The sequence below is a fragment of the Enterobacter cloacae complex sp. SHL022 genome (genome assembly GCF_049237785.1).
In the GTDB taxonomy this organism is placed as follows: Bacteria; Pseudomonadota; Gammaproteobacteria; order Enterobacterales; family Enterobacteriaceae; genus Enterobacter; species Enterobacter hormaechei_C.
The window spans coordinates 60,631-79,146 of record NZ_JBMKJH010000012.1 but is presented as its reverse complement, the minus strand read 5'-3'; the positions used below and the strand labels follow the sequence as shown (position 1 = coordinate 79,146).

Sequence of the window (18,516 nt, the reverse complement as noted above, 5' to 3'; positions counted from 1 at the left end):
CGATAACGCGTCTTTAGACGGATCCTGGACTACGGGCTGAAGAGCATCTGGCATATAAGACGGCAGGTATTGCTGTCGAGGTGTAGGCCGGGCAAGCTCGCGCCGCCCGGCACTGTCACAGGAGATTACTCCCCTTCACCCGGGAACAGGAACGGGTTGATCGAGCTGCGGGCAAAGCCCTCCTGCTCCATCTTCGCGTCCAGAATCAGCGAGGCGAGATCGTCGGCCACCGCTTCGACTTTCGGGTCCTTTTCCTGATAGAGAATCTTCAGGTAGGTGCCGCAGTCGCCGCAGCTTTCGGCTTTCACTGCCGCGTCTTCATTCTCCAGCGACCAGTAGTTCAGATCGCGGGTCTGCTCGCAGTTGCTGCACTTAATGCGCACTACGTGCCACTCGGTTTCACACAGGTTGCAGTGCAGGTAGCGCAGCCCCTGTGTCGTACCAATCTGTACCATGCTGGAGACCGGCATTGAACCACACACCGGACAGAACTGGCGCGCTTCGCCGTATTCGGCGCGGGCTTTGCCTGGGATCAGGCTCGCCATTTGCGCCCAGTAGAGCGACAGCGCAGCCCAGATGAACGGCGCTTTATCGCTGCTCACCAGCGAGAAGTCGGAGGCAAACAGCGCGCTCGCCATCTCTTCCAGCTCTTGCTCTGAGGCTTTTTCCAGGTTCTCAATGACCGCCAGCGCCGTGCCGCTCATCTCGGGCTTCAGCTCGGCAATCAGCGAATGCAGCAGCTTATGCCAGTGCTTGTCGCGCGGCAGAACGTGAATGTCCAGCGGCGGCTTGCCCTGTTCGTTGGCTTCTTTGATGCGTGCGGTCAGGTCCATTTGCAGCGGATGGTCGTACAGCACCACTTCCTGCGCATGGGCGACCAGCGCGGCAAAACGCAGAAAATCGCCCAGCGGGTTGTTCTCTGCCAGCTCGCGCAGACGCTCTGCGCGGCGGTTGTAGAGGTTCTTGAGTCTGGGGAATAACAACGGCGGAATATACTCCGCCGTACGTTTCTCGCTCGACCCCAGCTCATCTTGCGGGATTATGCGAATACTCATTCAGATGACTTTTCCTGTTTCTGGCGGACTTCACGGTACCAGCGCGGGTGATGTTTCTTCGCCCACGTTTTGGTGACCCAGCCTTCCACCATCGCGGTAATGGTGCCTTTCACCCAAAGGGCGGCGTAAATATGCACCATGATAACCACAATTAACGCTACTGCGGCAAATGAATGCAGCATCAGCGCAAATCGGATCACCGGGATTGAGAAAGCAGGCGCAAAGTACGGACGCCAGATGATCACGCCGCTCACCAGCAACAGGACCAGGAAGATAATCGCCGCCCAGAATACGCATTTCTGGCCGAAGTTATAACGCCCGGTATCACCTACTTCCTCGTTGACGACGATCTTACGAATATTCTTCGCCCAAAAGATATCATCCCGATTGATTAGGTTATGGTGCCAGTAACGGAAAAACATGATGATGAACGACGCGAACATGATGACGCCCACAAACGGGTGCAGTATACGCGCCAGCTGTGGTGTCCCCATGATCTGCATCAGCCAGTTGAAGGACGGGAAGAAGAACCCCAGCCCGCTTATCGCCGCCAGCATGAAGCAGAAGGCGGTGACCCAGTGGTTGATGCGTTCCGGCGCGGTGTAGCGCACGATGGTGTCACGTTTTCTCATTTGCGCACCTCGTCTTTCTCTTCATGCAGGTTATCGTCTTCCTCTTCCGCGCGGTTCGGACCAACACCGACGTAGTGGAAGATGCTCGCTGCGAAGGTGGCAGCAAAACCGACCGCTGCCAGCGGTTTCCAGATGCCTTTCCAGAACTTCACGGTGGCGCTGATTTCCGGGTTCTCCGGCAGGCCGTGATACAGGTTCGGCTTGTCGGCGTGGTGCAGCACGTACATGACGTGCGTACCGCCAACCCCGGCCGGATCGTACAGGCCCGCGTTATCGTAACCACGGGTTTTCAGCTCGCCCACGCGCTCTGCCGCCAGCGTTTTCATATCCTCTTTGGAGCCAAAGTGGATAGCGCCGGTTGGACAGGTCTTCACGCACGCTGGCTCCTGGCCGACATTTACGCGGTCAACGCACAGCGTACATTTGTAGACGCGGTTGTCTTCCGGGTTCATGCGCGGCACGTCGAACGGACAGCCCGCGATGCAGTAGCCGCAGCCAATGCACTGCTCGGACTGGAAGTCGACGATGCCGTTGGCATACTGAATGATAGCCCCTTCTGACGGACACGCCTTCAGGCAGCCCGGATCCGCACAGTGCATACAGCCGTCTTTGCGAATAAGCCATTCCAGCTTGTCGTTCTGCTCCACTTCCGAGAAACGCATTACCGTCCAGGACTTGGCGGTCAGGTCTGCCGGGTTGTCGTACACCCCGACGTTGTGACCCACTTCGTCACGGATGTCGTTCCACTCAGAGCAGGCCACCTGACAGGCTTTACAGCCGATACAGGTGGTCACGTCGATAAGCTTCGCCACTTCCTGCTGGTGGTCCCGCGCCTGAGGCGCGGGCGTGAAACCGTTAGTCGCGGAACGACGGATAATGTCTTGAGATTGATAAGCCATAAGTCGTCTCCGTTACACCTTTTCCACGTTCACGAGGAAGGCCTTAAACTCCGGCGTCTGCGTGTTCGCATCACCGACGAACGGCGTCAGGGTGTTCGCAATGAACCCTTTCTTCGCCACGCCCTCATAACCCCAGTGAATCGGGATGCCGATGGTATCCACCTGCTGACCGTGAACGTTCAGCGTGCGAATACGCTTGGTCACCACCGCCTTGGCTTTGATGTAGCCGCGGTTAGAGGAGACCTTCACGGTATCGCCATGGGCAATGCCGAGTTTGTTCGCCAGCTTCTCGCCGATCTCCACAAACTGTTCCGGCTGCGCGATGGCATTCAGCAGCGCGTGCTTGGTCCAGTAGTGGAAGTGCTCGGTCAGACGGTAAGTGGTGCCGACATACGGGAACTTGTCCTTTTTACCCAGCGCTTCAAAATCGCTCTTGAAGATACGGGCTGCCGGGTTAGAGACCACGTTCGGGTGCAGCGGGTTAGTACCCAGCGGCGTCTCAAACGGCTCGTAGTGTTCCGGGAATGGCCCTTCCGCCATCTTATCGATAGCAAACAGACGGCCCATCCCTTCAGGCTGCATGATAAACGGCCCGACATCGCTGCCTGGTGCGGCAGTGCTGTAGTCCGGAATATCCACGCCGCCCCATTTCGCGCCGTCCCACTTCAGAAGCTGACGCTTCGGATCCCACGGGTTGCCCTGCGGATCAGCGGAGGCACGGTTATAGAGGATGCGGCGGTTAAGCGGCCACGCCCATGCCCAGCCCAGCGTATTACCGAGGCCCGACGGGTCGGCGTTATCGCGGTTGGCCATCTGGTTGCCTTTCGGCGTCCAGCTCCCGGCAAAGATCCAGCAGCCGCTTGACGTCGTACCGTCATCGCGCAGGTGCGCGAAGGTGCTGAGCTGATCGCCTTTCTTCGCCAGCACCGCACCGGTCGCCGGGTCGATAACGTCCGCCAGCGCTTTACCGTTGCTCTCCATGGCCACTTCTTCCGGCGCTGGGTTTTCCGGCGTCGAGTAGTTCCAGGTCATGTTCAGTACCGGCTCAGGCGTTGCGCCGCCCTCAGAGGCGTACATCTTACGCAGGCGTAAGAAGATGCCGGCCAGGATCTCGCCGTCGTTCAGGGCGATGCCCGGGGCGTCTGCGCCTTTCCAGTGCCACTGCAACCAGCGGCCGGAGTTGACGATAGACCCGTTCTCTTCCGCGAAGCAGGTGGACGGCAGACGGAACACTTCGGTCTGAATCTTCGACGGATCGACGTCGTTCGACTCACCGTGGTTCTGCCAGAACGTCGACGTTTCGGTATTGAGCGGGTCAATCGTCACCAGGAACTTCAGCTTCGACAGAGACTCGACAACCTTGTTCTTGTTCGGGAACGACGCCACCGGGTTAAAGCCCTGGCAGATATAGCCGTTGACCTGGCCCTGGTGCATCATTTCGAAGTACTGAAGTACGTCGTAACCTTTGTCCCACTTCGGCAGCCAGTCAAAGCCCCAGCTGTTTTCCGCCGTCGCCTTGTCGCCGTAAAAGGCTTTCATCAGCGAGACGAAGAACTTCGGATAGTTGCCCCAGTAGTTCACCTGGCCTTCGAGCAGCGGTTTTGGCGTGCTGGCTGTCAGGTAGGTTTGCAGGTCAGTCTGTTTCTCGCTCGGCAGGTTCATGTAACCCGTCAGGCTCTGAGACAGCAGGCCGAGGTCGGTCAGACCCTGAATGTTGGAGTGACCGCGCAGGGCGTTCACGCCGCCGCCTGCCATCCCCATGTTGCCGAGGAGCAGCTGAACCATCGCCATGGTGCGGATGTTCTGCGCGCCGATGGAGTGCTGCGTCCAGCCGAGCGCATACAGGAACGACGCGGTTTTATCTTTCGCGCTGGTTTCCGCAATCAACTCGCACACCTTCAGGAAATCCGCTTTCGGCGTCCCACAGATGTTTTCGACAACCTCCGGCGTATAGCGGGAAACGTGCTCTTTCAGCAGGTTCCACACGCAGCGGGGGTGTTGCAGGGTGGTATCGCGCTTAGCAAAGCCGTTTTCGTCCAGCTCGTAGTTCCAGCTGGTTTTATCGTATTTGCGTTTTTCGGCGTCGTAACCGCTGAACAGGCCATCTTCGAAGTGGTAATCCTCACGCACGATCAGGCTGGCGTTGGTATAGGCTTCGGTGTACTCGCGGTTATATTTTTCGTTGGTCATCAGGTACAGCAGTACGCCTGACAGGAAAGTGATGTCAGTACCTGAACGAATAGGGGTGTAGAAATCCGCCACTGACGCTGTACGCGTAAAGCGGGGATCGATCACAATCAGCTTCGCGCCGTTGTGGATTTTGGCTTCCATCGCCCAGCGGAACCCGACAGGGTGCGCTTCAGCGGCGTTACCGCCCATCACCACAATAAGGTTGGCGTTCTTGATGTCGACCCAGTGGTTGGTCATCGCACCGCGACCAAATGTTGGAGCAAGACTTGCTACCGTTGGTCCGTGTCAGACACGCGCCTGGTTGTCGACCGCGAGCATACCGAGTGCGCGCGTAAATTTCTGGGTTAAATAGCCGGTTTCGTTACTGGACGCTGAAGCACACAGCATGCCGGTGGAGAGCCAACGGTTAACGGTGGTGCCTTCGGCATTCTTCGCGATAAAGTTGGCATCGCGGTCTTCTTTCATCAGCTTAGCGATGCGATCGAACGCTTCTTCCCAGCTGATTTGCTGCCATTTGTCAGAGCCGGGAGCGCGATACTCAGGAAACTTCAGGCGGCTTTCGGAGTGGATAAAATCTACCAGACCGGCCCCTTTCGGACAGAGTGCACCACGGTTTACCGGGTGATCCGGATCGCCTTCGATGTGGAAAATAGATGCTTTGGCGTTTTTCGCACCGTCGCCGAGGCTATACATTAACAGCCCACAGCCGACGGAGCAGTACGTACAGGTGTTACGGGTTTCGCGGGTGCGCAGCAGTTTATACTGCCGTGTTTCCGCCAGCGCTACACCGGGCGCAAAGCCCAGTGCCGCCGCCGTGGTGCCTGCCATACCGCCAGCGCAGATCTTAAAGAACTGCCTTCTGCTGACCTGCATGGGTCACTCCTTGGTTCATTACGACATTGCTATGTAGTTTTACTTTGCGGTTGAGAATTAACCGCAAAGGAGAAAAATTTGCGTTAATCCCTCATTTCTCCGAGGGATAAGCCCAGAATACCACAATGTCGGTACGCCTGTTCCAACGGGGTTAAAACAAAGTGAACGTATTATCACGGCATTGATTATAAAATGTGATATCAATCACATTTTACCCTGTGCATGTTAAAGAGGTGTAGCAGGTGATCGGTTGCACCCCTCCGTATTGAGTAGGAGAATGGTTGCTGAAAAGTTGATCCATACTATGCGTAAGGCCTGCCGTTTGTGTTGCAATAGCAGGCTCACTTCCGTGGTTGTTCAGGAATACCGTTGTGTCTAAACAAAACCGTGTTGCCCACGCGTCGCCACTGCCTGCGGGTATTGTGGAACTGTCGGTACACAGACCGCCTCACATTTCACATGCCACGCCGGATTTTCTGGCGGAAGAGGTCCCCGTTGCCCTGGTTTACAACGGTATTTCGCATGTGGTGATGATGGCCTCGCCGAAAGATCTGGAGCTGTTCGCCATAGGTTTTTCCCTCTCGGAAGGCATCATTGCGCATCCGCAGGAGATCTACGGCATGGATGTGGTTCATGCCTGTAATGGTCTTGAAGTGCAAATCGAACTCTCCAGCCGCCGCTTTATGGGGCTGAAAGAGCGCCGCCGGGCGCTGGCCGGACGTACCGGCTGCGGCGTGTGCGGCGTTGAACAGCTTAACGATATCGGCAAACCCATTATCCCGCTGCCGTTCACCCAGACGTTCAATCTGGCGCACCTTGATCGGGCGCTTGAGCACCTGAACGACGTGCAACCCATCGGTCAGCTCAGCGGCTGTACCCACGCGGCGGCATGGATATTGCCGTCAGGCAACATTGCCGGCGGTCATGAAGATGTGGGCCGCCACGTCGCGCTGGATAAGCTGTTAGGTCGCCGCGCTCGGGAAAGCAACGTCTGGCAGCAGGGCGCGGCGTTAGTCTCCAGCCGCGCCAGCTATGAGATGGTGCAAAAGTCCGCCATGTGCGGCGTGGAAATTCTGTTTGCGGTGTCAGCGGCAACCACGCTGGCGGTGGAAGTGGCGGAGCGCTGCAACCTGACGCTGGTGGGGTTCTGCAAGCCGGGTAGAGCAACTATTTACACCCATCCGCAGCGATTGATAGTTGATCAGTAATTTTGAATGAGTATAGCAAATCCTTCCGCTTTTAGTTGTTCATGATGAGGTCTAATATTTATCTCATCAAGGCACGGCGCCTTATCTAAACAACTTAACGAAAGGGTTTATCTCATGAAAAGCATCAAAACTTTTGTCGCAGTAATCGCTCTGGCTACCTCTTTTGGTTCTTTCGCTGCGCAGACAGTGACCGCATCCGCCTCTACCCTGGATGGTGCAGAAGCTAAAATCGCTGCACAGGCTCAGGAAGCGGGCGCTTCATCGTACAAAATTACCCAGGCATTCACCGGTAACCGCGTACACATGACCGCTGAACTGAACAAATAATTCCGCTATACCGTCGAAAGAGCGCCCCTGGGGCGCTTTTTAGTTTATGCCTGCCAGACGCAGCAGTGCGGTCACCACCGCCGCCGCGACGATCACCACAATTAACGGCATTTTGCGCCAGGCCAGAAACACCGCGAACCCCACGCCCAGCACACGTGCCATCCCGGCAAAATGGTCCCCTTCATAAAACGTTGTCGCCAGCGCGACGGAGAACAGCAAAACGGTAGCCGCGTCTGAAAGCAGCGCCTGCGACCGTTCTGAAAGCGCCAGCCGGTTGCCAAGCTTCGCTCCGCCAAGACGCATCAGATAGGTTCCGGCAGAAAGAATGGCGATGCCGAGAATAAAGACCGTCATGTTTTCCATTATTTTTTCCTCGCGGCAAGGCCGAGCAAAGAGAGCAGCACCGGCAGACCCACCGGCGCAAACGGTACGGCGGCCAGCGACAACACTGCGCCGCTACAGGCGCGGATCAGCGTGGTACGGTTTTTAAATGCCGGCACCACTAACGCCAGCAGGATCGCCGGGAACACCGCGTCCAGCCCGATGGTTTCCGGGTCTGGCAGCAGCTTGCCGACCATCGCCCCCAGCACCGCCCCCAGCGGCCAGATAATTGCCACGCCCAGGCCGCACAGCCAGTAGGCCGCTTTACGCTGCTCGGCGGTTTTTTGCGAAAGGCCGAACACCACGCTTTCATCGTTCATGATATGACAGCCCAGAAAGCTCAGGCCGCGCTTGCCCACCAGGTCACGCACCGTTACGCCGAACGGCACATGGCGCGCGTTTACCAGTAAACCGGCCGCGGCCGCTGCCAGCGGATTGCCGCCGCTTGCCACGATGCCAATAAACATAAACTCGGATGCGCCTGCCAGCACCGTGAGGGAGAGGACAAACGGCACCCACAGCGGGAAACCGTAGGCCATCGCCAGTGAGCCATAAGACATGCCGACTACGCCCACCGCGAGGCAGACCAGGACGATCGCTTTTATCGTGTCGCCTTTCAGACAGGAGAGGTGTTTCTTCATACCATTTTAGCCATATCGAACGTATTTCCATTATAATGAACGCATCAAAATCGTTTTACAAGGCGAACGATTCGTTCGTTATAGAGAGAAAGAGGCCGTTTTTATGACGCAGCCAATCAGCGTGATCGCCAAAAGCCTGGTACGAGAACGCCTGCGAACCGGGCTCTCACTGGCGGAAATTGCCCGCCGTGCCGGGATCGCCAAATCCACGCTTTCACAACTGGAGTCTGGCAACGGCAATCCTAGCCTGGAAACGCTGTGGTCGCTTTGCGTGGCGCTGGATATTCCGTTTGCCCGGTTACTGGAGCCGCAGCAACCCGTCACGCAGGTGATCCGCCGCGGCGAGGGCACAAAAGTCGTCGCCGGGCAGGCGAACTATGAGGCGATTTTGCTCGCGGCGTGTCCGCCGGGCGCGCGTCGTGATATCTATCTGCTGCTGACTCAGCCGGGGGCAGACCGTATTTCCCAGCCCCATCCGCCTGGTTCGGTTGAGCATATTATCGTGACCCAGGGGCGGGCGATGGTCGGTCTGATCGACGCGGCGGAAGAACTCGGCCCGGGAGATTACATTTGCTACCCTGCTGACCAGCCGCATATCTTTAAGGCGCTGGAGCCCGATACGCACGCGCTGCTGGTGGCGGAACAAAACTAAAGAAGATACGGAAAATCATGTCGCTTAAAGCCATTGCCAAAGAACTGGGGCTGTCTGTTACCACCGTCAGCCGCGCCCTCAACGGATATGACGACGTTTCTGCTGAGACGCGCGCCCGCGTGGAAGCGGAGGCCCAGCGCCGTGGCTACCGACCAAATACCTTTGCCCGTCGCCTGAAGATGGGCAAAATCGACGCCGTCGGGCTGGTATTTCCGGTGCATCCTGTTCCGCTCAATAACAGCGTTTTTATGGACATGGTCGGCGAAATTAGCCACGAACTGGCGCGACATGAGATTGACCTGCTGCTCATCGCTGACGACGATCTGGCGGACAAACACAGCTATATGCGCATGGTGCAGAGCCGACGCGTGGATGCGCTGATAGTGGCGCATACGCTGGATCACGATCCGCGTCTTGAGCAGCTTCAGGCCGCCGGGTTTCCGTTCCTGGCGCTCGGCCGCAGCCAGCTCCCGCAGCCGTACGCGTGGTTCGATTTCGACAACTATGCCGGTACGTATCAGGCCACCCGCTGGCTGATCGAGAAAGGCCATCAGCGCATTGCGCTGCTGGGCGAAAGCAACAACCAGGCATTCATCACCCAGCGCCGCCAGGGCTACCTGGACGCGCTGCGGGAAGCCGGACTTTCCAGCGAATGGCTGCGCGCCATGCCCCCTTCGCGCCGCGTGGGTTATGCCACCACGCAAGAACTTCTCTCCCTGCCGCAGCCGCCCACGGCCATCATTACCGACTGCAACACCCACGGCGACGGCGCAGCGATGGCCCTGGCGCAGATGGGACGCTTAACTGGTGAAAATGCCGTCTCGCTGGTGGTCTATGACGGCTTACCGCAGGACAGCATTGTCGATATCGACGTCGCGGCGGTGATCCAGTCTACCCGTCAGGGCGTCGGGAAACAGATTGCCGATATGGTGCGCCAGTTGATTAACGGCGACGACATTGACACTCTTCAGGTGCTCTGGCAGCCAGAATTCTCCCCAGGCCAGACGGCCTAATCACACGAAAAATTCCAAACCCGATCACAGATCCGAAACGTTTTGGTTTGTATCCGAAACGTTTCGGATCAAAACTCAGGACATCCCGATGACAGGAGATGTCCGATGCAAGATGCCATTTTTCGACTTGAAAGCAATACGGTTGACGTGGTGCTAAAAACTCACCCGTTCGCCGAAATTCTCTACTGGGGGCCGCACCTTCAGCACTTCTCGCCGCAGGATGTCCTGAGTATTGCGCGCCCGGTTGCTAACGGCAGGCTGGACGTCGACTCCCCCGTCACGCTGATGGCAGAGCTGGGGCATGGGCTGTTTGGCTCGCCGGGCATCGAGGGGCATCGCCAGGGGCTGGACGGATCGCCGGTATTTAAAACCACGCAGGTGCAGCAGGCGTTAAACGCCCTGACAATCACTGCTGAAGACGAGCATGCAGGCTTGCGCCTGACCAGTGAAATAACGCTGGATGCCAGCGGCGTACTGGTGGTGCGCCATGGGTTAACCAACCTGAAAACGCTGGCGTGGCAGGTGGATCGCTTTGCCGTGACGCTGCCGGTGGCCGAACGCGCGCAGGAGGTGATGGCCTTCCACGGACGATGGATCAGGGAGTTTCAGCCGCACCGCGTTACGCTTGAGCACGACAGCTTCGTGATTGAAAACCGCCGGGGTAAAACCTCCCACGAACATTTCCCGGCACTGATTTCAGGTACGCCGTCATTCAGTGAAATGCACGGCCACGTCTGGGGTGTGCATCTGGGCTGGAGCGGCAACCACCGCCTGCGCGCAGAGGCGAAAACCGATGGCCGCCGCTATATGCAGGCCGAAGCGCTCTACCTGCCGGGTGAAATGGCGATTGAAGAGGGGGAAACGCTCTGGACGCCGCGCCTGTATGCCAGCCACTCCCCGCACGGGCTGAACGGCATGAGCCAGCAGTTCCACCGCTACCTGCGCGATAACGTTATCCGCTTCCCGGAAGATAAACCGCGCCCGGTGCATCTCAACACCTGGGAGGGGATCTACTTCGACCACGATCCGGACTACATCATGCGCATGGCCGACGAGGCCGCAGCGCTGGGCGTGGAGCGCTTTATCATTGACGACGGCTGGTTCAAAGGCCGCAACGACGACCACGCCGCGCTGGGCGACTGGTATCTGGACGAGAAAAAATACCCGAACGGCCTTAAGCCGGTAATCGATCACGTTAAACAGCTCGGCATGGAGTTTGGTATCTGGGTTGAGCCGGAGATGATTAACCCGGATTCCGATCTGTACCGCGCGCACCCTGACTGGGTGCTGGCGCTGCCGGGCTACGCCCAGGCGACCGGGCGACATCAGCTGGTGCTCAATCTTAATATTCCGCAGGCCTTTGATTATCTGGTCGAGCGCATGAGTTGGCTGCTGGGCGAACACGCGGTCGACTACGTGAAATGGGACATGAACCGCGAGCTGGTGCAGCCAGGGCACAAGGGCAAAGCCGCCGCCGATGCCCAGACGCGCCAGTTTTATCGCCTGCTGGACGTGCTGGGCGAGCGTTTCCCGCACATTGAGTTTGAATCCTGCTCCTCCGGCGGCGGGCGAATCGATTATGAAGTGCTGACCCGCTGCCACCGCTTCTGGGCGTCCGACAATAACGACGCGCTGGAGCGCAACACTATCCAGCGCGGCATGAGCTACTTCTTCCCGCCGGAGGTGATGGGGGCGCATATCGGTCATCATAAGTGTCACGCTACCTTCCGCCAGCACAGCATTCAGTTCCGCGGGCTGACGGCGCTGTTTGGTCACATGGGGCTGGAGCTGGATCCGCTCACCGTCGACGCGCAGGAGCGTGAAGGCTATCGACATTACGCCGCGCTGTATAAGCGGTGGCGCGAGGTCATTCATCACGGCACCCAGTGGCGCGTGGATATGCCGGACGCCACCACCCTGGCGCAGGGTATAGTGAGCGAAGACAAGACGCAGGGGCTGTTTTTGGTCAGCCAGCTCGCGATGCCGGATTACACCCTGATGATGCCGCTGCGTATGCCGGGGTTAGACGCCAGCGCGCAGTACCGCATCACGCTGCTCGATCACCCGAACATTCAGATTACGGGCGAGGGCGGGCACACCATGCGCAAGCTGCCGGCGTGGATGGACGCGCCGCAAACGGTAAGCGGTGAATGGCTGATGCAGGCGGGTATTGCGCTGCCGATTCTGGATCCGGAAACCACCATTCTGATTGGTGTGGAACGCGTGTAAGGGTGACGGGCCGGGCAACCGGCCCTCCGTTGAGGATAAAAATAATGAACACAACAACCTGTACCCACAAAGACAACCCTAACTTCTGGATCTTCGGGCTGTTCTTCTTTCTCTACTTCTTCATCATGGCCACCTGTTTTCCGTTCCTGCCGATCTGGCTGTCGGACATCATCGGCCTGAACAAAACCCATACGGGGATTGTTTTCTCCTGCATCTCGCTGTCGGCCATTGCCTTCCAGCCGGTGCTGGGGGTCATTTCGGACAAGCTGGGGCTGAAAAAACATTTGCTTTGGATCATTTCGGTGCTGCTGTTCCTGTTCGCGCCGTTCTTCCTGTACGTCTTCGCCCCGCTGCTGAAAACCAATATCTGGCTGGGAGCGCTGAGCGGTGGGTTGTATATCGGCTTTGTCTTCTCAGCGGGTTCGGGGGCGATTGAGGCCTACATTGAACGCGTGAGCCGCAACAGCTTTTTTGAGTACGGCAAGGCGCGCATGTTCGGCTGTCTCGGCTGGGGGCTGTGCGCCTCAACGGGCGGCATCCTGTTCGGCATCGATCCGTCGTATGTTTTCTGGATGGGATCGGCGGCGGCGCTGTTGCTAATGCTGCTGCTGGTGGTCGCGAAACCGAAGCCCAACCAGACGGCGCAGGTCATGAACGCCCTGGGCGCGAACCAGCGGCAGATCACTGCTAAAACCGTGTTCAACCTGTTCCGCCAGCGCAGAATGTGGATGTTCATCCTGTACGTGATTGGCGTGGCCTGCGTATATGACGTCTTCGACCAGCAGTTTGCTACCTTCTTCAAAACCTTCTTCGCCACGCCGCAGGAGGGGACCCGCGCCTTTGGTTTCGCCACCACAGCGGGGGAAATCTGTAACGCGATCATCATGTTCTGCTCGCCGTGGATCATTAACCGCATCGGTGCGAAAAACACGCTGCTGATTGCCGGGGTGATCATGGCGACGCGCATTATCGGATCGTCGTTTGCCACCACCGCCGTGGAGGTGATTGCCCTGAAGATGCTGCACGCGCTGGAAGTCCCGTTCCTGCTGGTGGGGGCATTCAAGTACATCACCGGGGTGTTTGATACGCGCCTGTCGGCCACCATCTACCTGATTGGCTTCCAGTTTGCCAAACAGTCGGCGGCGATTTTTCTCTCCGCCTTTGCCGGGAATATGTATGACCGGGTCGGCTTCCAGGAGACGTATCTGATACTGGGCTGTTTCGTGCTGGCGATCACGGTGGTGTCGGCGTTTACGCTGAGTGGCAGGCGGGAGATTGCTGCTACCGCTGGGGCAGCAGCGTTAACACATCAGTCCAGGTAAAACACCTCGTTCAGCGCCGCACTCACCGGGCTGTTGTCAGGGTTAGACGGCATAACGTCAGCCATATGTTTCCACCAGCGCTGGCAGACGTCGGTATTCGCTACCGCGTTCCAGCGCTCCTCCGATTCAATCTCCACGGTTGCAAACAGCAGGTTGCGGGCTTTGTCGAGGTAAATGGCGTAGTGGTGCGCACCGTGGGCTTTCAGTACCGCCTCCAGCTCAGGCCAGATCGGGTTGTGGCGACGCGCGTACTCCTCGTGCGCGTCCGGGTTTACCTGCATCACAAACGCTTTGCGGATCATAAAGCCTCCAGGTACAGCTCGCGGACCTCATCGCGGCTGGCGGTGCGCGGGTTACACGGCGCGCACGGGTCTGCGAGAGCTTTATCCAGCCAGCCTTCAATATCGGCTTTGGTCACGCCGAGCTGGCTAAATCCGGACGGAATGCCGACCCGGGCGCTCAGGTCGCGAATCGCCTGAATGGCTGACATGCTGGCCGCTTCATCGCTCATGCCGCGCGTGTCAACGCCCATCGCCTGCGCCACGCGGGCAAATCGGGCAACCGCGTTCGGGCGGTTAAAGTTTTCGATGATCGGCAGCAGAATGGCGTTGCACACGCCGTGCGGCAGGTTGTGCGTCGCGCCCGGCTGGTGCGCCAGGGCATGCACCAGCCCCAGACCGGCGCTGTTAAACGCCATGCCCGCCAGATACTGACCAAAGGCCATCTGCTCGCGCGCTTCCAGGTTGTGACCGTCGTCGACCGCTTTCGGCAGCCAGAGGTTGATCAGGCGAATCGCCTCCAGCGCGTTGGCATCGGTCAGCGGGTGCGCGCCGACGGACACGTAGGCTTCAATCGCATGAGTCAACGCATCCATGCCGGTTGCGGCGGTCACGGAGGCGGGAATATCGAGCATCACGCTGGCATCGTCCACGGCGATATCCGGGATGATGTTCGGGTCGATGATCACCTCTTTCACCTGCCGCGCGGAGTCGATGATCACCGCGTTGCTGGTCATCTCCGCCGCCGTGCCTGCGGTGGTGTTGATCGCCACCAGCGGCACGCCCGCGTTTTTCACCTTGCCGACGCCAGAGTAATCGGTTGACGGACCGGGGTTGGCGGTGAGGATTTTGATTGCCTTGGCGGTATCAATCGGGCTGCCGCCGCCAAAGGCAATCAGGTAATCACACTCCGCATCCTGATATGCCGCATAGCCTTTTTGCACCAGCGCTTCCGTCGGATTCGGGAATACCTCATCGAACAGGTGATACGACATCTGATGGGCGTCGAGCGCGGTAAACAGGCTGTCGAGCAGGCCCAGCTTCACCAGCTGACCGTCGGTGACAATCAGCGCTTTTCCCCACTGTTTGTTTGCCACCAGATTGACCATATCGCCGATCGCGCCCGCGCCGTGCAGGCTGATTTTGGGGAGTGCCAACATAAAGCTCATGATAATTCTCCTTAATTACTGTGAATTTTATGCCCGGCGGCGCTGCGCTTGCGCGGGCCTACGGTTAAGCAGGCCGGGTAAACGCAGTGCCACCCGGCTATGAGATCCGTCTTCGCTGCATAATCCGGCGGGTAATAATCGGCAGCGAAATCACCACGATCAGCATCGCGCCGATAATCACCGACATCACAATGCCGGGCACGTTGAGCAGGCTCAGGCCGAAGGTCACCAGCCCCATCAGGAAGGCGGCGATAATCACGCCCACCATGCTGCCGGACCCACCGAGAATATTGACGCCGCCGAGCACCGCCATCGTCACCACCGCCAGCTCCCAGCCCATCGCGATGGTCGGACGGGTGCTGCCCAGACGCGAGGTGAGCAGCACCGACGCCAGGCCGGACATCAGCCCCACCAGCGCGAAGAGGATCAGGTTGTGGCGCTTCACGTTGATGCCGGAGTACCACGCGCCGGTCGGGTTGTTGCCGATGGCGTAGGTGCGGCGGCCAAAGTTGGTACGGTGCAGCACAAAGGCAAACAGAGCGGCCAGGACGATAAACAGCGCGAACTCAAACGACAACGCGCCCCAGACGTAGCCCTGGCCGAACCAGGCAAAGCTCTCCGGGTAGCTGTTCAGCGCCTGGTCCCCGAGCAGGATGTAGGTGATCCCGCGGTACAGGCTCATGGTGCCGATGGTGATGACGATGGACGACAGGTTAAAGCGCGTCACCAGAATGCCGTTGAACAACCCGCACAGTAGCCCGACGCCTAATCCCACGCACACCAGCAGTGGCGTATCGATGCCCGCCGCCGCGCAAAAGCCCATCACCGTCGAGCTGAGCGCGATGGTGGAGGCCACCGACAGGTCAATTTCCCGGGCGATAATCAGCATCGCCATCGGCAACACAATGATCGCTTTTTCCGTGAAGTTGAACGTCGCGTCGGAGAGGTTCCAGATATTGAGGAAGTAGGGCGAGGCGAGCGCGTTCACCACAAACACCGCCAGCGTCACCGCCAGCAGGAAGCCCTCCCAGCACAGCAGACGCTGGAAGATGCCCGGCGCAGAAGTGGGTTTGAACTCTTCAGATGTCATCATTTTACTCATGGTTTCACCGCCAGTTTCTGACGTGCCAGCGCCGCGTCGCGCAGGATCAGCCTGCCTTTGCGCTTGTTGCCGCGCTCGTTCAGCAGCACAGCGATGACAATGACCGAGCCGGAAATCGCCATCTGCCAGAACGGGGAGACGCCGATCACCGGCAGGGCGTTGTTGATGACGCCAAGGAACAGCGCCCCGAACAGACAGCCGAGCACGCGGCCGGTGCCGCCCATGGTGCTGATCCCGCCAATCACGCAGGCTGCCACCACCTGCAATTCAAAACCGTTAGCGACGTCAACATACGCAACGGCAAAGCGCGATATCCACAGGTAGCCGCAGAACCCGGCCAGCAGACCGGAAAGGCAGAAGCTGATGAACTGCATTTTCCCGGCGTTGATCCCGGTGTAGTACGCTGCCGTGGCGTTACCGCCTGCGGTGTAGAGCGCCCGTCCGGTGCGGCTGTAGCGCAGGAAGTAGCCCACCAGCAGCAGTACGGCGATGGCGCACCAGCTCAGCACCGGCAGGCCCAGCACTGACGCACGCGGCAGGCCGAGGAAGTCTGCACCCATCTGGTTGGAGTTCACCCAGCCGCCGCCGGAGAGCAAAAAGATCATTCCGCGGTAGATGCTCATGGTGCCGAGTGTTACCACAATCGCCGGAATGCCCAGCTTCCACACAAGCAGGCCGTTTATCGCGCCCATCAGCAGCCCAAGCGCGCTGGCGAGGATCAGCAGCGCCCAGACGGGCACGTCCGGGTAATGGAAGTTAATCAGGGCGACAATCATCCCGGTCAGGGCCAGATTGGCCGCCATCGACAGGTCGATGCCTTTAGTGAGCAGCACCATCATCTGCCCGAGCGCGAGGACGATCAGAATGGCGGTGTCGTTAAACATCTCCACCAGGTTGCCCGGCGCGATAAACGATGGCACGCGGCTGCCAATGGCGACGATCATCAGGATAATCACCGCGCCCAGCAGGGCTTCGCGGTGTTTTAAGAGTGAGCTAAGCATTTATGCCGCCTCCTGTTTTGCACCGCTGGCGGCGCTGACGATGGTTTCCGCCGTCGCGTCTCCCGCCTGGTATTCGGCCACCATCAGCCCCTCGTGCATGACGATAATGCGATCCGCCATGCCCATCACTTCCGGTAGTTCGGACGAGACCATAATCACCGCCAGCCCCTGACTGACCAGCTCGGACATAAACTGATGAACGGCTGCCTTTGAGCCGATATCGATGCCTTTTGTTGGCTCATCGAGGATGATCACGTCAGGGTGCGTCGCCAGCCATTTGCCGATCACCACCTTTTGCTGGTTGCCGCCAGAGAGGGTCTCCACCGCCTGCTTCCAGCTGAAGGCTTTCACTTGCAGGCGTTTGGCGTACTCGTTCGCCAGTTTCCATTCACGGTCGTCATGCAGCACGCCGTTCGGATTGAGCGTGCTAAGCTGAGGCAGGCTGATGTTCTGGGCAATCGGCAGGGCGATAATCGCCCCCTGTTTCTGCCTTTCTTCCGGCACGCAGACAATACCGGCTTTGATCGCATCCGCAGGCTGGCGGAAGCGCCGGGGCTGTCCGTTGAGGATAATTTCCCCGGACGATGGCCGCGTGACGCCGGAAAGCGCCTGCATCAATTCGGTACGCCCGGCACCCACCAGCCCGTAAAAGCCGAGGATTTCCCCTTTACGCAGGGAGAACGAGATATGCGCAAACTCGGTCGGATGGCAGAGGTTTTGCACCTCCAGCACCGTCTCGCCTTTTTCGCAGTCGATTTTCGGGAAGGTTTGGGTAATGGCGCGCCCGACCATCATCGACACCATCCGCTCCTCGGTGATCTCATTTATTGCCCCTGCACCGACGAACACGCCGTCGCGCAAAATGGTGTAGTGATCGGCCAGCTCAAAAATCTCGTCGAACTTGTGGGAGATAAACAGGATGGCTTTTCCCTCCTGCTTTAAGCGCTCCACAATCTGGTAAAACTCGAGGATTTCATGCTGCGACAACGCCGCCGTGGGTTCGTCGAGGATCACCACCTGCGCCTCAAACGACAGCGCGCGGGCAATCGCCACCATGTGACGCTGGGCGATGCTTAGGGTTTTCAGCGTTGCGCGCGGGTCGATTTGCACCTCAAGGCGGGCGAGAATAGCCTGCGCCCGGCGGTGCATTTCCGGCCAGTCGAGCTTTTTCAGGAAGCCTTTGTGAAGGTACTGACCAACAAAGATATTTTCGGTGACCGAGAGTTCATCAAACAGGACGGTTTCCTGGTGTATGGCGGTGATACCCATTTTATGCGCCGACTCCGGCGTTGGAAGGTGAACGGGGATCGCCTTGTAGAGAATTTCGCCCTCGTCGGGCTGGTATATGCCGGTCATCACTTTGACCAGCGTCGACTTGCCCGCGCCGTTTTCGCCGATAAGCGCCGTCACTTTGCCGGGCCACAGCGCAAGCTGCACGTTCTCAAGAGCACGTACGCCGGGGAACACCTTGGTGATGCCAGAAAGCTGTAGCAATGGGGTCATGATAGTTCTCCGTTTGGTTCACCCTCACCCCGACCCCCTCC

The 18,516-nt window shown here is 58.6% G+C and carries 17 protein-coding genes; 6 read left to right on the top strand and 11 right to left on the bottom strand.

What is annotated here, in order from left to right:
• Positions 1 to 125 precede the first annotated feature (125 nt).
• Genes fdhE through fdnG form a run of 4 tightly spaced genes read right to left on the bottom strand, consistent with a single transcriptional unit; the run spans position 126 to position 5,649 of the window.
• Complete coding sequence (gene fdhE, locus ACOTZD_RS20565) at positions 126 to 1,055, bottom strand: formate dehydrogenase accessory protein FdhE (protein ID WP_023315053.1); 930 nt, start codon at positions 1,053 to 1,055, stop codon at positions 126 to 128.
• Positions 1,052 to 1,687 carry a formate dehydrogenase cytochrome b556 subunit gene (gene fdoI / locus ACOTZD_RS20560; protein WP_003861958.1) on the bottom strand — a complete coding sequence of 212 codons (636 nt, stop codon included), beginning with the start codon at positions 1,685 to 1,687 and terminating at the stop codon, positions 1,052 to 1,054. The genes fdhE and fdoI overlap by 4 nt, the downstream gene beginning before the upstream one ends.
• On the bottom strand, positions 1,684 to 2,586 hold the full coding sequence (fdxH, locus tag ACOTZD_RS20555; RefSeq protein WP_003861960.1) for a formate dehydrogenase subunit beta: 903 nt from the start codon (positions 2,584 to 2,586) through the stop codon (positions 1,684 to 1,686). Before fdxH ends, fdoI begins: the two co-directional genes overlap by 4 nt.
• Before the next feature lie 12 nt (positions 2,587 to 2,598).
• Positions 2,599 to 5,649 carry a formate dehydrogenase-N subunit alpha gene (gene fdnG, locus ACOTZD_RS20550; protein WP_086527948.1) on the bottom strand — a complete coding sequence of 1,017 codons (3,051 nt, stop codon included), beginning with the start codon at positions 5,647 to 5,649 and terminating at the stop codon, positions 2,599 to 2,601.
• Between the two features lie 371 nt (positions 5,650 to 6,020).
• Here fdnG and fdhD point away from each other — a divergent pair, with 371 nt between their 5' ends.
• Both fdhD and ACOTZD_RS20540 read left to right on the top strand, forming a co-directional pair.
• A complete protein-coding gene (gene fdhD / locus ACOTZD_RS20545) occupies positions 6,021 to 6,857 on the top strand; it encodes a formate dehydrogenase accessory sulfurtransferase FdhD (protein ID WP_003861964.1) in 837 nt (278 codons plus the stop codon).
• A gap of 114 nt (positions 6,858 to 6,971) precedes the next feature.
• Entirely contained in the window at positions 6,972 to 7,184 is a 213-nt protein-coding gene (locus tag ACOTZD_RS20540) for a DUF1471 domain-containing protein (RefSeq protein ID WP_003861966.1), read from the top strand.
• Positions 7,185 to 7,223: 39 nt separating this feature from the next.
• Here the strand turns inward: ACOTZD_RS20540 and ACOTZD_RS20535 are convergent, their stop codons facing one another.
• Positions 7,224 to 7,547 carry an AzlD domain-containing protein gene (locus tag ACOTZD_RS20535; RefSeq protein ID WP_003861969.1) on the bottom strand — a complete coding sequence of 108 codons (324 nt, stop codon included), beginning with the start codon at positions 7,545 to 7,547 and terminating at the stop codon, positions 7,224 to 7,226.
• On the bottom strand, positions 7,547 to 8,206 hold the full coding sequence (locus tag ACOTZD_RS20530) for an AzlC family ABC transporter permease (RefSeq protein ID WP_022652076.1): 660 nt from the start codon (positions 8,204 to 8,206) through the stop codon (positions 7,547 to 7,549). Before ACOTZD_RS20530 ends, ACOTZD_RS20535 begins: the two co-directional genes overlap by 1 nt.
• 103 nt (positions 8,207 to 8,309) lie before the next feature.
• On the opposite strand from ACOTZD_RS20530, the gene ACOTZD_RS20525 reads away from it, so the two are divergent.
• The 4 genes from ACOTZD_RS20525 to ACOTZD_RS20510 all read left to right on the top strand — a co-directional run bounded on the left by ACOTZD_RS20525 (position 8,310) and on the right by ACOTZD_RS20510 (position 13,422).
• Complete coding sequence (locus ACOTZD_RS20525) at positions 8,310 to 8,858, top strand: helix-turn-helix domain-containing protein (RefSeq protein ID WP_003861973.1); 549 nt, start codon at positions 8,310 to 8,312, stop codon at positions 8,856 to 8,858.
• 17 nt (positions 8,859 to 8,875) lie between these two features.
• Positions 8,876 to 9,871 (top strand): LacI family DNA-binding transcriptional regulator, encoded by a 996-nt coding sequence (locus ACOTZD_RS20520; RefSeq protein WP_003861974.1) that lies wholly within the window; start codon positions 8,876 to 8,878, stop codon positions 9,869 to 9,871.
• Positions 9,872 to 9,976: 105 nt separating this feature from the next.
• The gene (locus ACOTZD_RS20515; protein ID WP_023323893.1) at positions 9,977 to 12,100 is read left to right on the top strand and encodes an alpha-galactosidase; all 2,124 of its coding nucleotides are present in this window, start codon (positions 9,977 to 9,979) and stop codon (positions 12,098 to 12,100) included.
• 44 nt (positions 12,101 to 12,144) lie between these two features.
• Positions 12,145 to 13,422 (top strand): MFS transporter, encoded by a 1,278-nt coding sequence (locus tag ACOTZD_RS20510; protein ID WP_003861977.1) that lies wholly within the window; start codon positions 12,145 to 12,147, stop codon positions 13,420 to 13,422.
• Here the strand turns inward: ACOTZD_RS20510 and rhaM are convergent.
• The 5 genes from rhaM to ACOTZD_RS20485 form a co-directional block, all read right to left on the bottom strand.
• The gene (gene rhaM / locus ACOTZD_RS20505) at positions 13,410 to 13,724 is read right to left on the bottom strand and encodes an L-rhamnose mutarotase (protein ID WP_022652074.1); all 315 of its coding nucleotides are present in this window, start codon (positions 13,722 to 13,724) and stop codon (positions 13,410 to 13,412) included. The two genes, ACOTZD_RS20510 and rhaM, sit on opposite strands and share 13 nt — an antisense overlap.
• Positions 13,721 to 14,869 carry a lactaldehyde reductase gene (gene fucO / locus ACOTZD_RS20500; protein ID WP_022652073.1) on the bottom strand — a complete coding sequence of 383 codons (1,149 nt, stop codon included), beginning with the start codon at positions 14,867 to 14,869 and terminating at the stop codon, positions 13,721 to 13,723. Before fucO ends, rhaM begins: the two co-directional genes overlap by 4 nt.
• Positions 14,870 to 14,966: 97 nt before the next feature.
• Positions 14,967 to 15,971, bottom strand: coding sequence for an ABC transporter permease (locus tag ACOTZD_RS20495; RefSeq protein ID WP_174402272.1), 1,005 nt, complete (start codon positions 15,969 to 15,971; stop codon positions 14,967 to 14,969).
• A complete protein-coding gene (locus tag ACOTZD_RS20490; RefSeq protein WP_022652071.1) occupies positions 15,968 to 16,972 on the bottom strand; it encodes an ABC transporter permease in 1,005 nt (334 codons plus the stop codon). The genes ACOTZD_RS20495 and ACOTZD_RS20490 overlap by 4 nt, the downstream gene beginning before the upstream one ends.
• Positions 16,973 to 18,475 carry a sugar ABC transporter ATP-binding protein gene (locus ACOTZD_RS20485; RefSeq protein ID WP_003861985.1) on the bottom strand — a complete coding sequence of 501 codons (1,503 nt, stop codon included), beginning with the start codon at positions 18,473 to 18,475 and terminating at the stop codon, positions 16,973 to 16,975.
• Positions 18,476 to 18,516: the final 41 nt, after the last annotated feature.

What these genes read in the sequence shown, in the direction of transcription:
- ACOTZD_RS20530 (WP_022652076.1), bottom strand. Translation starts at nt 8,206, where the DNA reads ATGAAGAAACACCTCTCCTGTCTGAAAGGCGACACGATAAAAGCGATC.
- ACOTZD_RS20515 (WP_023323893.1), top strand. Translation starts at nt 9,977, where the DNA reads ATGCAAGATGCCATTTTTCGACTTGAAAGCAATACGGTTGACGTGGTG.
- ACOTZD_RS20510 (WP_003861977.1), top strand. Translation starts at nt 12,145, where the DNA reads ATGAACACAACAACCTGTACCCACAAAGACAACCCTAACTTCTGGATC.
- fdhE (WP_023315053.1), bottom strand. Translation starts at nt 1,055, where the DNA reads ATGAGTATTCGCATAATCCCGCAAGATGAGCTGGGGTCGAGCGAGAAA.
- ACOTZD_RS20535 (WP_003861969.1), bottom strand. Translation starts at nt 7,547, where the DNA reads ATGGAAAACATGACGGTCTTTATTCTCGGCATCGCCATTCTTTCTGCC.
- ACOTZD_RS20485 (WP_003861985.1), bottom strand. Translation starts at nt 18,475, where the DNA reads ATGACCCCATTGCTACAGCTTTCTGGCATCACCAAGGTGTTCCCCGGC.
- ACOTZD_RS20495 (WP_174402272.1), bottom strand. Translation starts at nt 15,971, where the DNA reads ATGAGTAAAATGATGACATCTGAAGAGTTCAAACCCACTTCTGCGCCG.
- rhaM (WP_022652074.1), bottom strand. Translation starts at nt 13,724, where the DNA reads ATGATCCGCAAAGCGTTTGTGATGCAGGTAAACCCGGACGCGCACGAG.
- ACOTZD_RS20540 (WP_003861966.1), top strand. Translation starts at nt 6,972, where the DNA reads ATGAAAAGCATCAAAACTTTTGTCGCAGTAATCGCTCTGGCTACCTCT.
- fdoI (WP_003861958.1), bottom strand. Translation starts at nt 1,687, where the DNA reads ATGAGAAAACGTGACACCATCGTGCGCTACACCGCGCCGGAACGCATC.
- fucO (WP_022652073.1), bottom strand. Translation starts at nt 14,869, where the DNA reads ATGAGCTTTATGTTGGCACTCCCCAAAATCAGCCTGCACGGCGCGGGC.
- fdxH (WP_003861960.1), bottom strand. Translation starts at nt 2,586, where the DNA reads ATGGCTTATCAATCTCAAGACATTATCCGTCGTTCCGCGACTAACGGT.
- ACOTZD_RS20525 (WP_003861973.1), top strand. Translation starts at nt 8,310, where the DNA reads ATGACGCAGCCAATCAGCGTGATCGCCAAAAGCCTGGTACGAGAACGC.
- ACOTZD_RS20520 (WP_003861974.1), top strand. Translation starts at nt 8,876, where the DNA reads ATGTCGCTTAAAGCCATTGCCAAAGAACTGGGGCTGTCTGTTACCACC.
- ACOTZD_RS20490 (WP_022652071.1), bottom strand. Translation starts at nt 16,972, where the DNA reads ATGCTTAGCTCACTCTTAAAACACCGCGAAGCCCTGCTGGGCGCGGTG.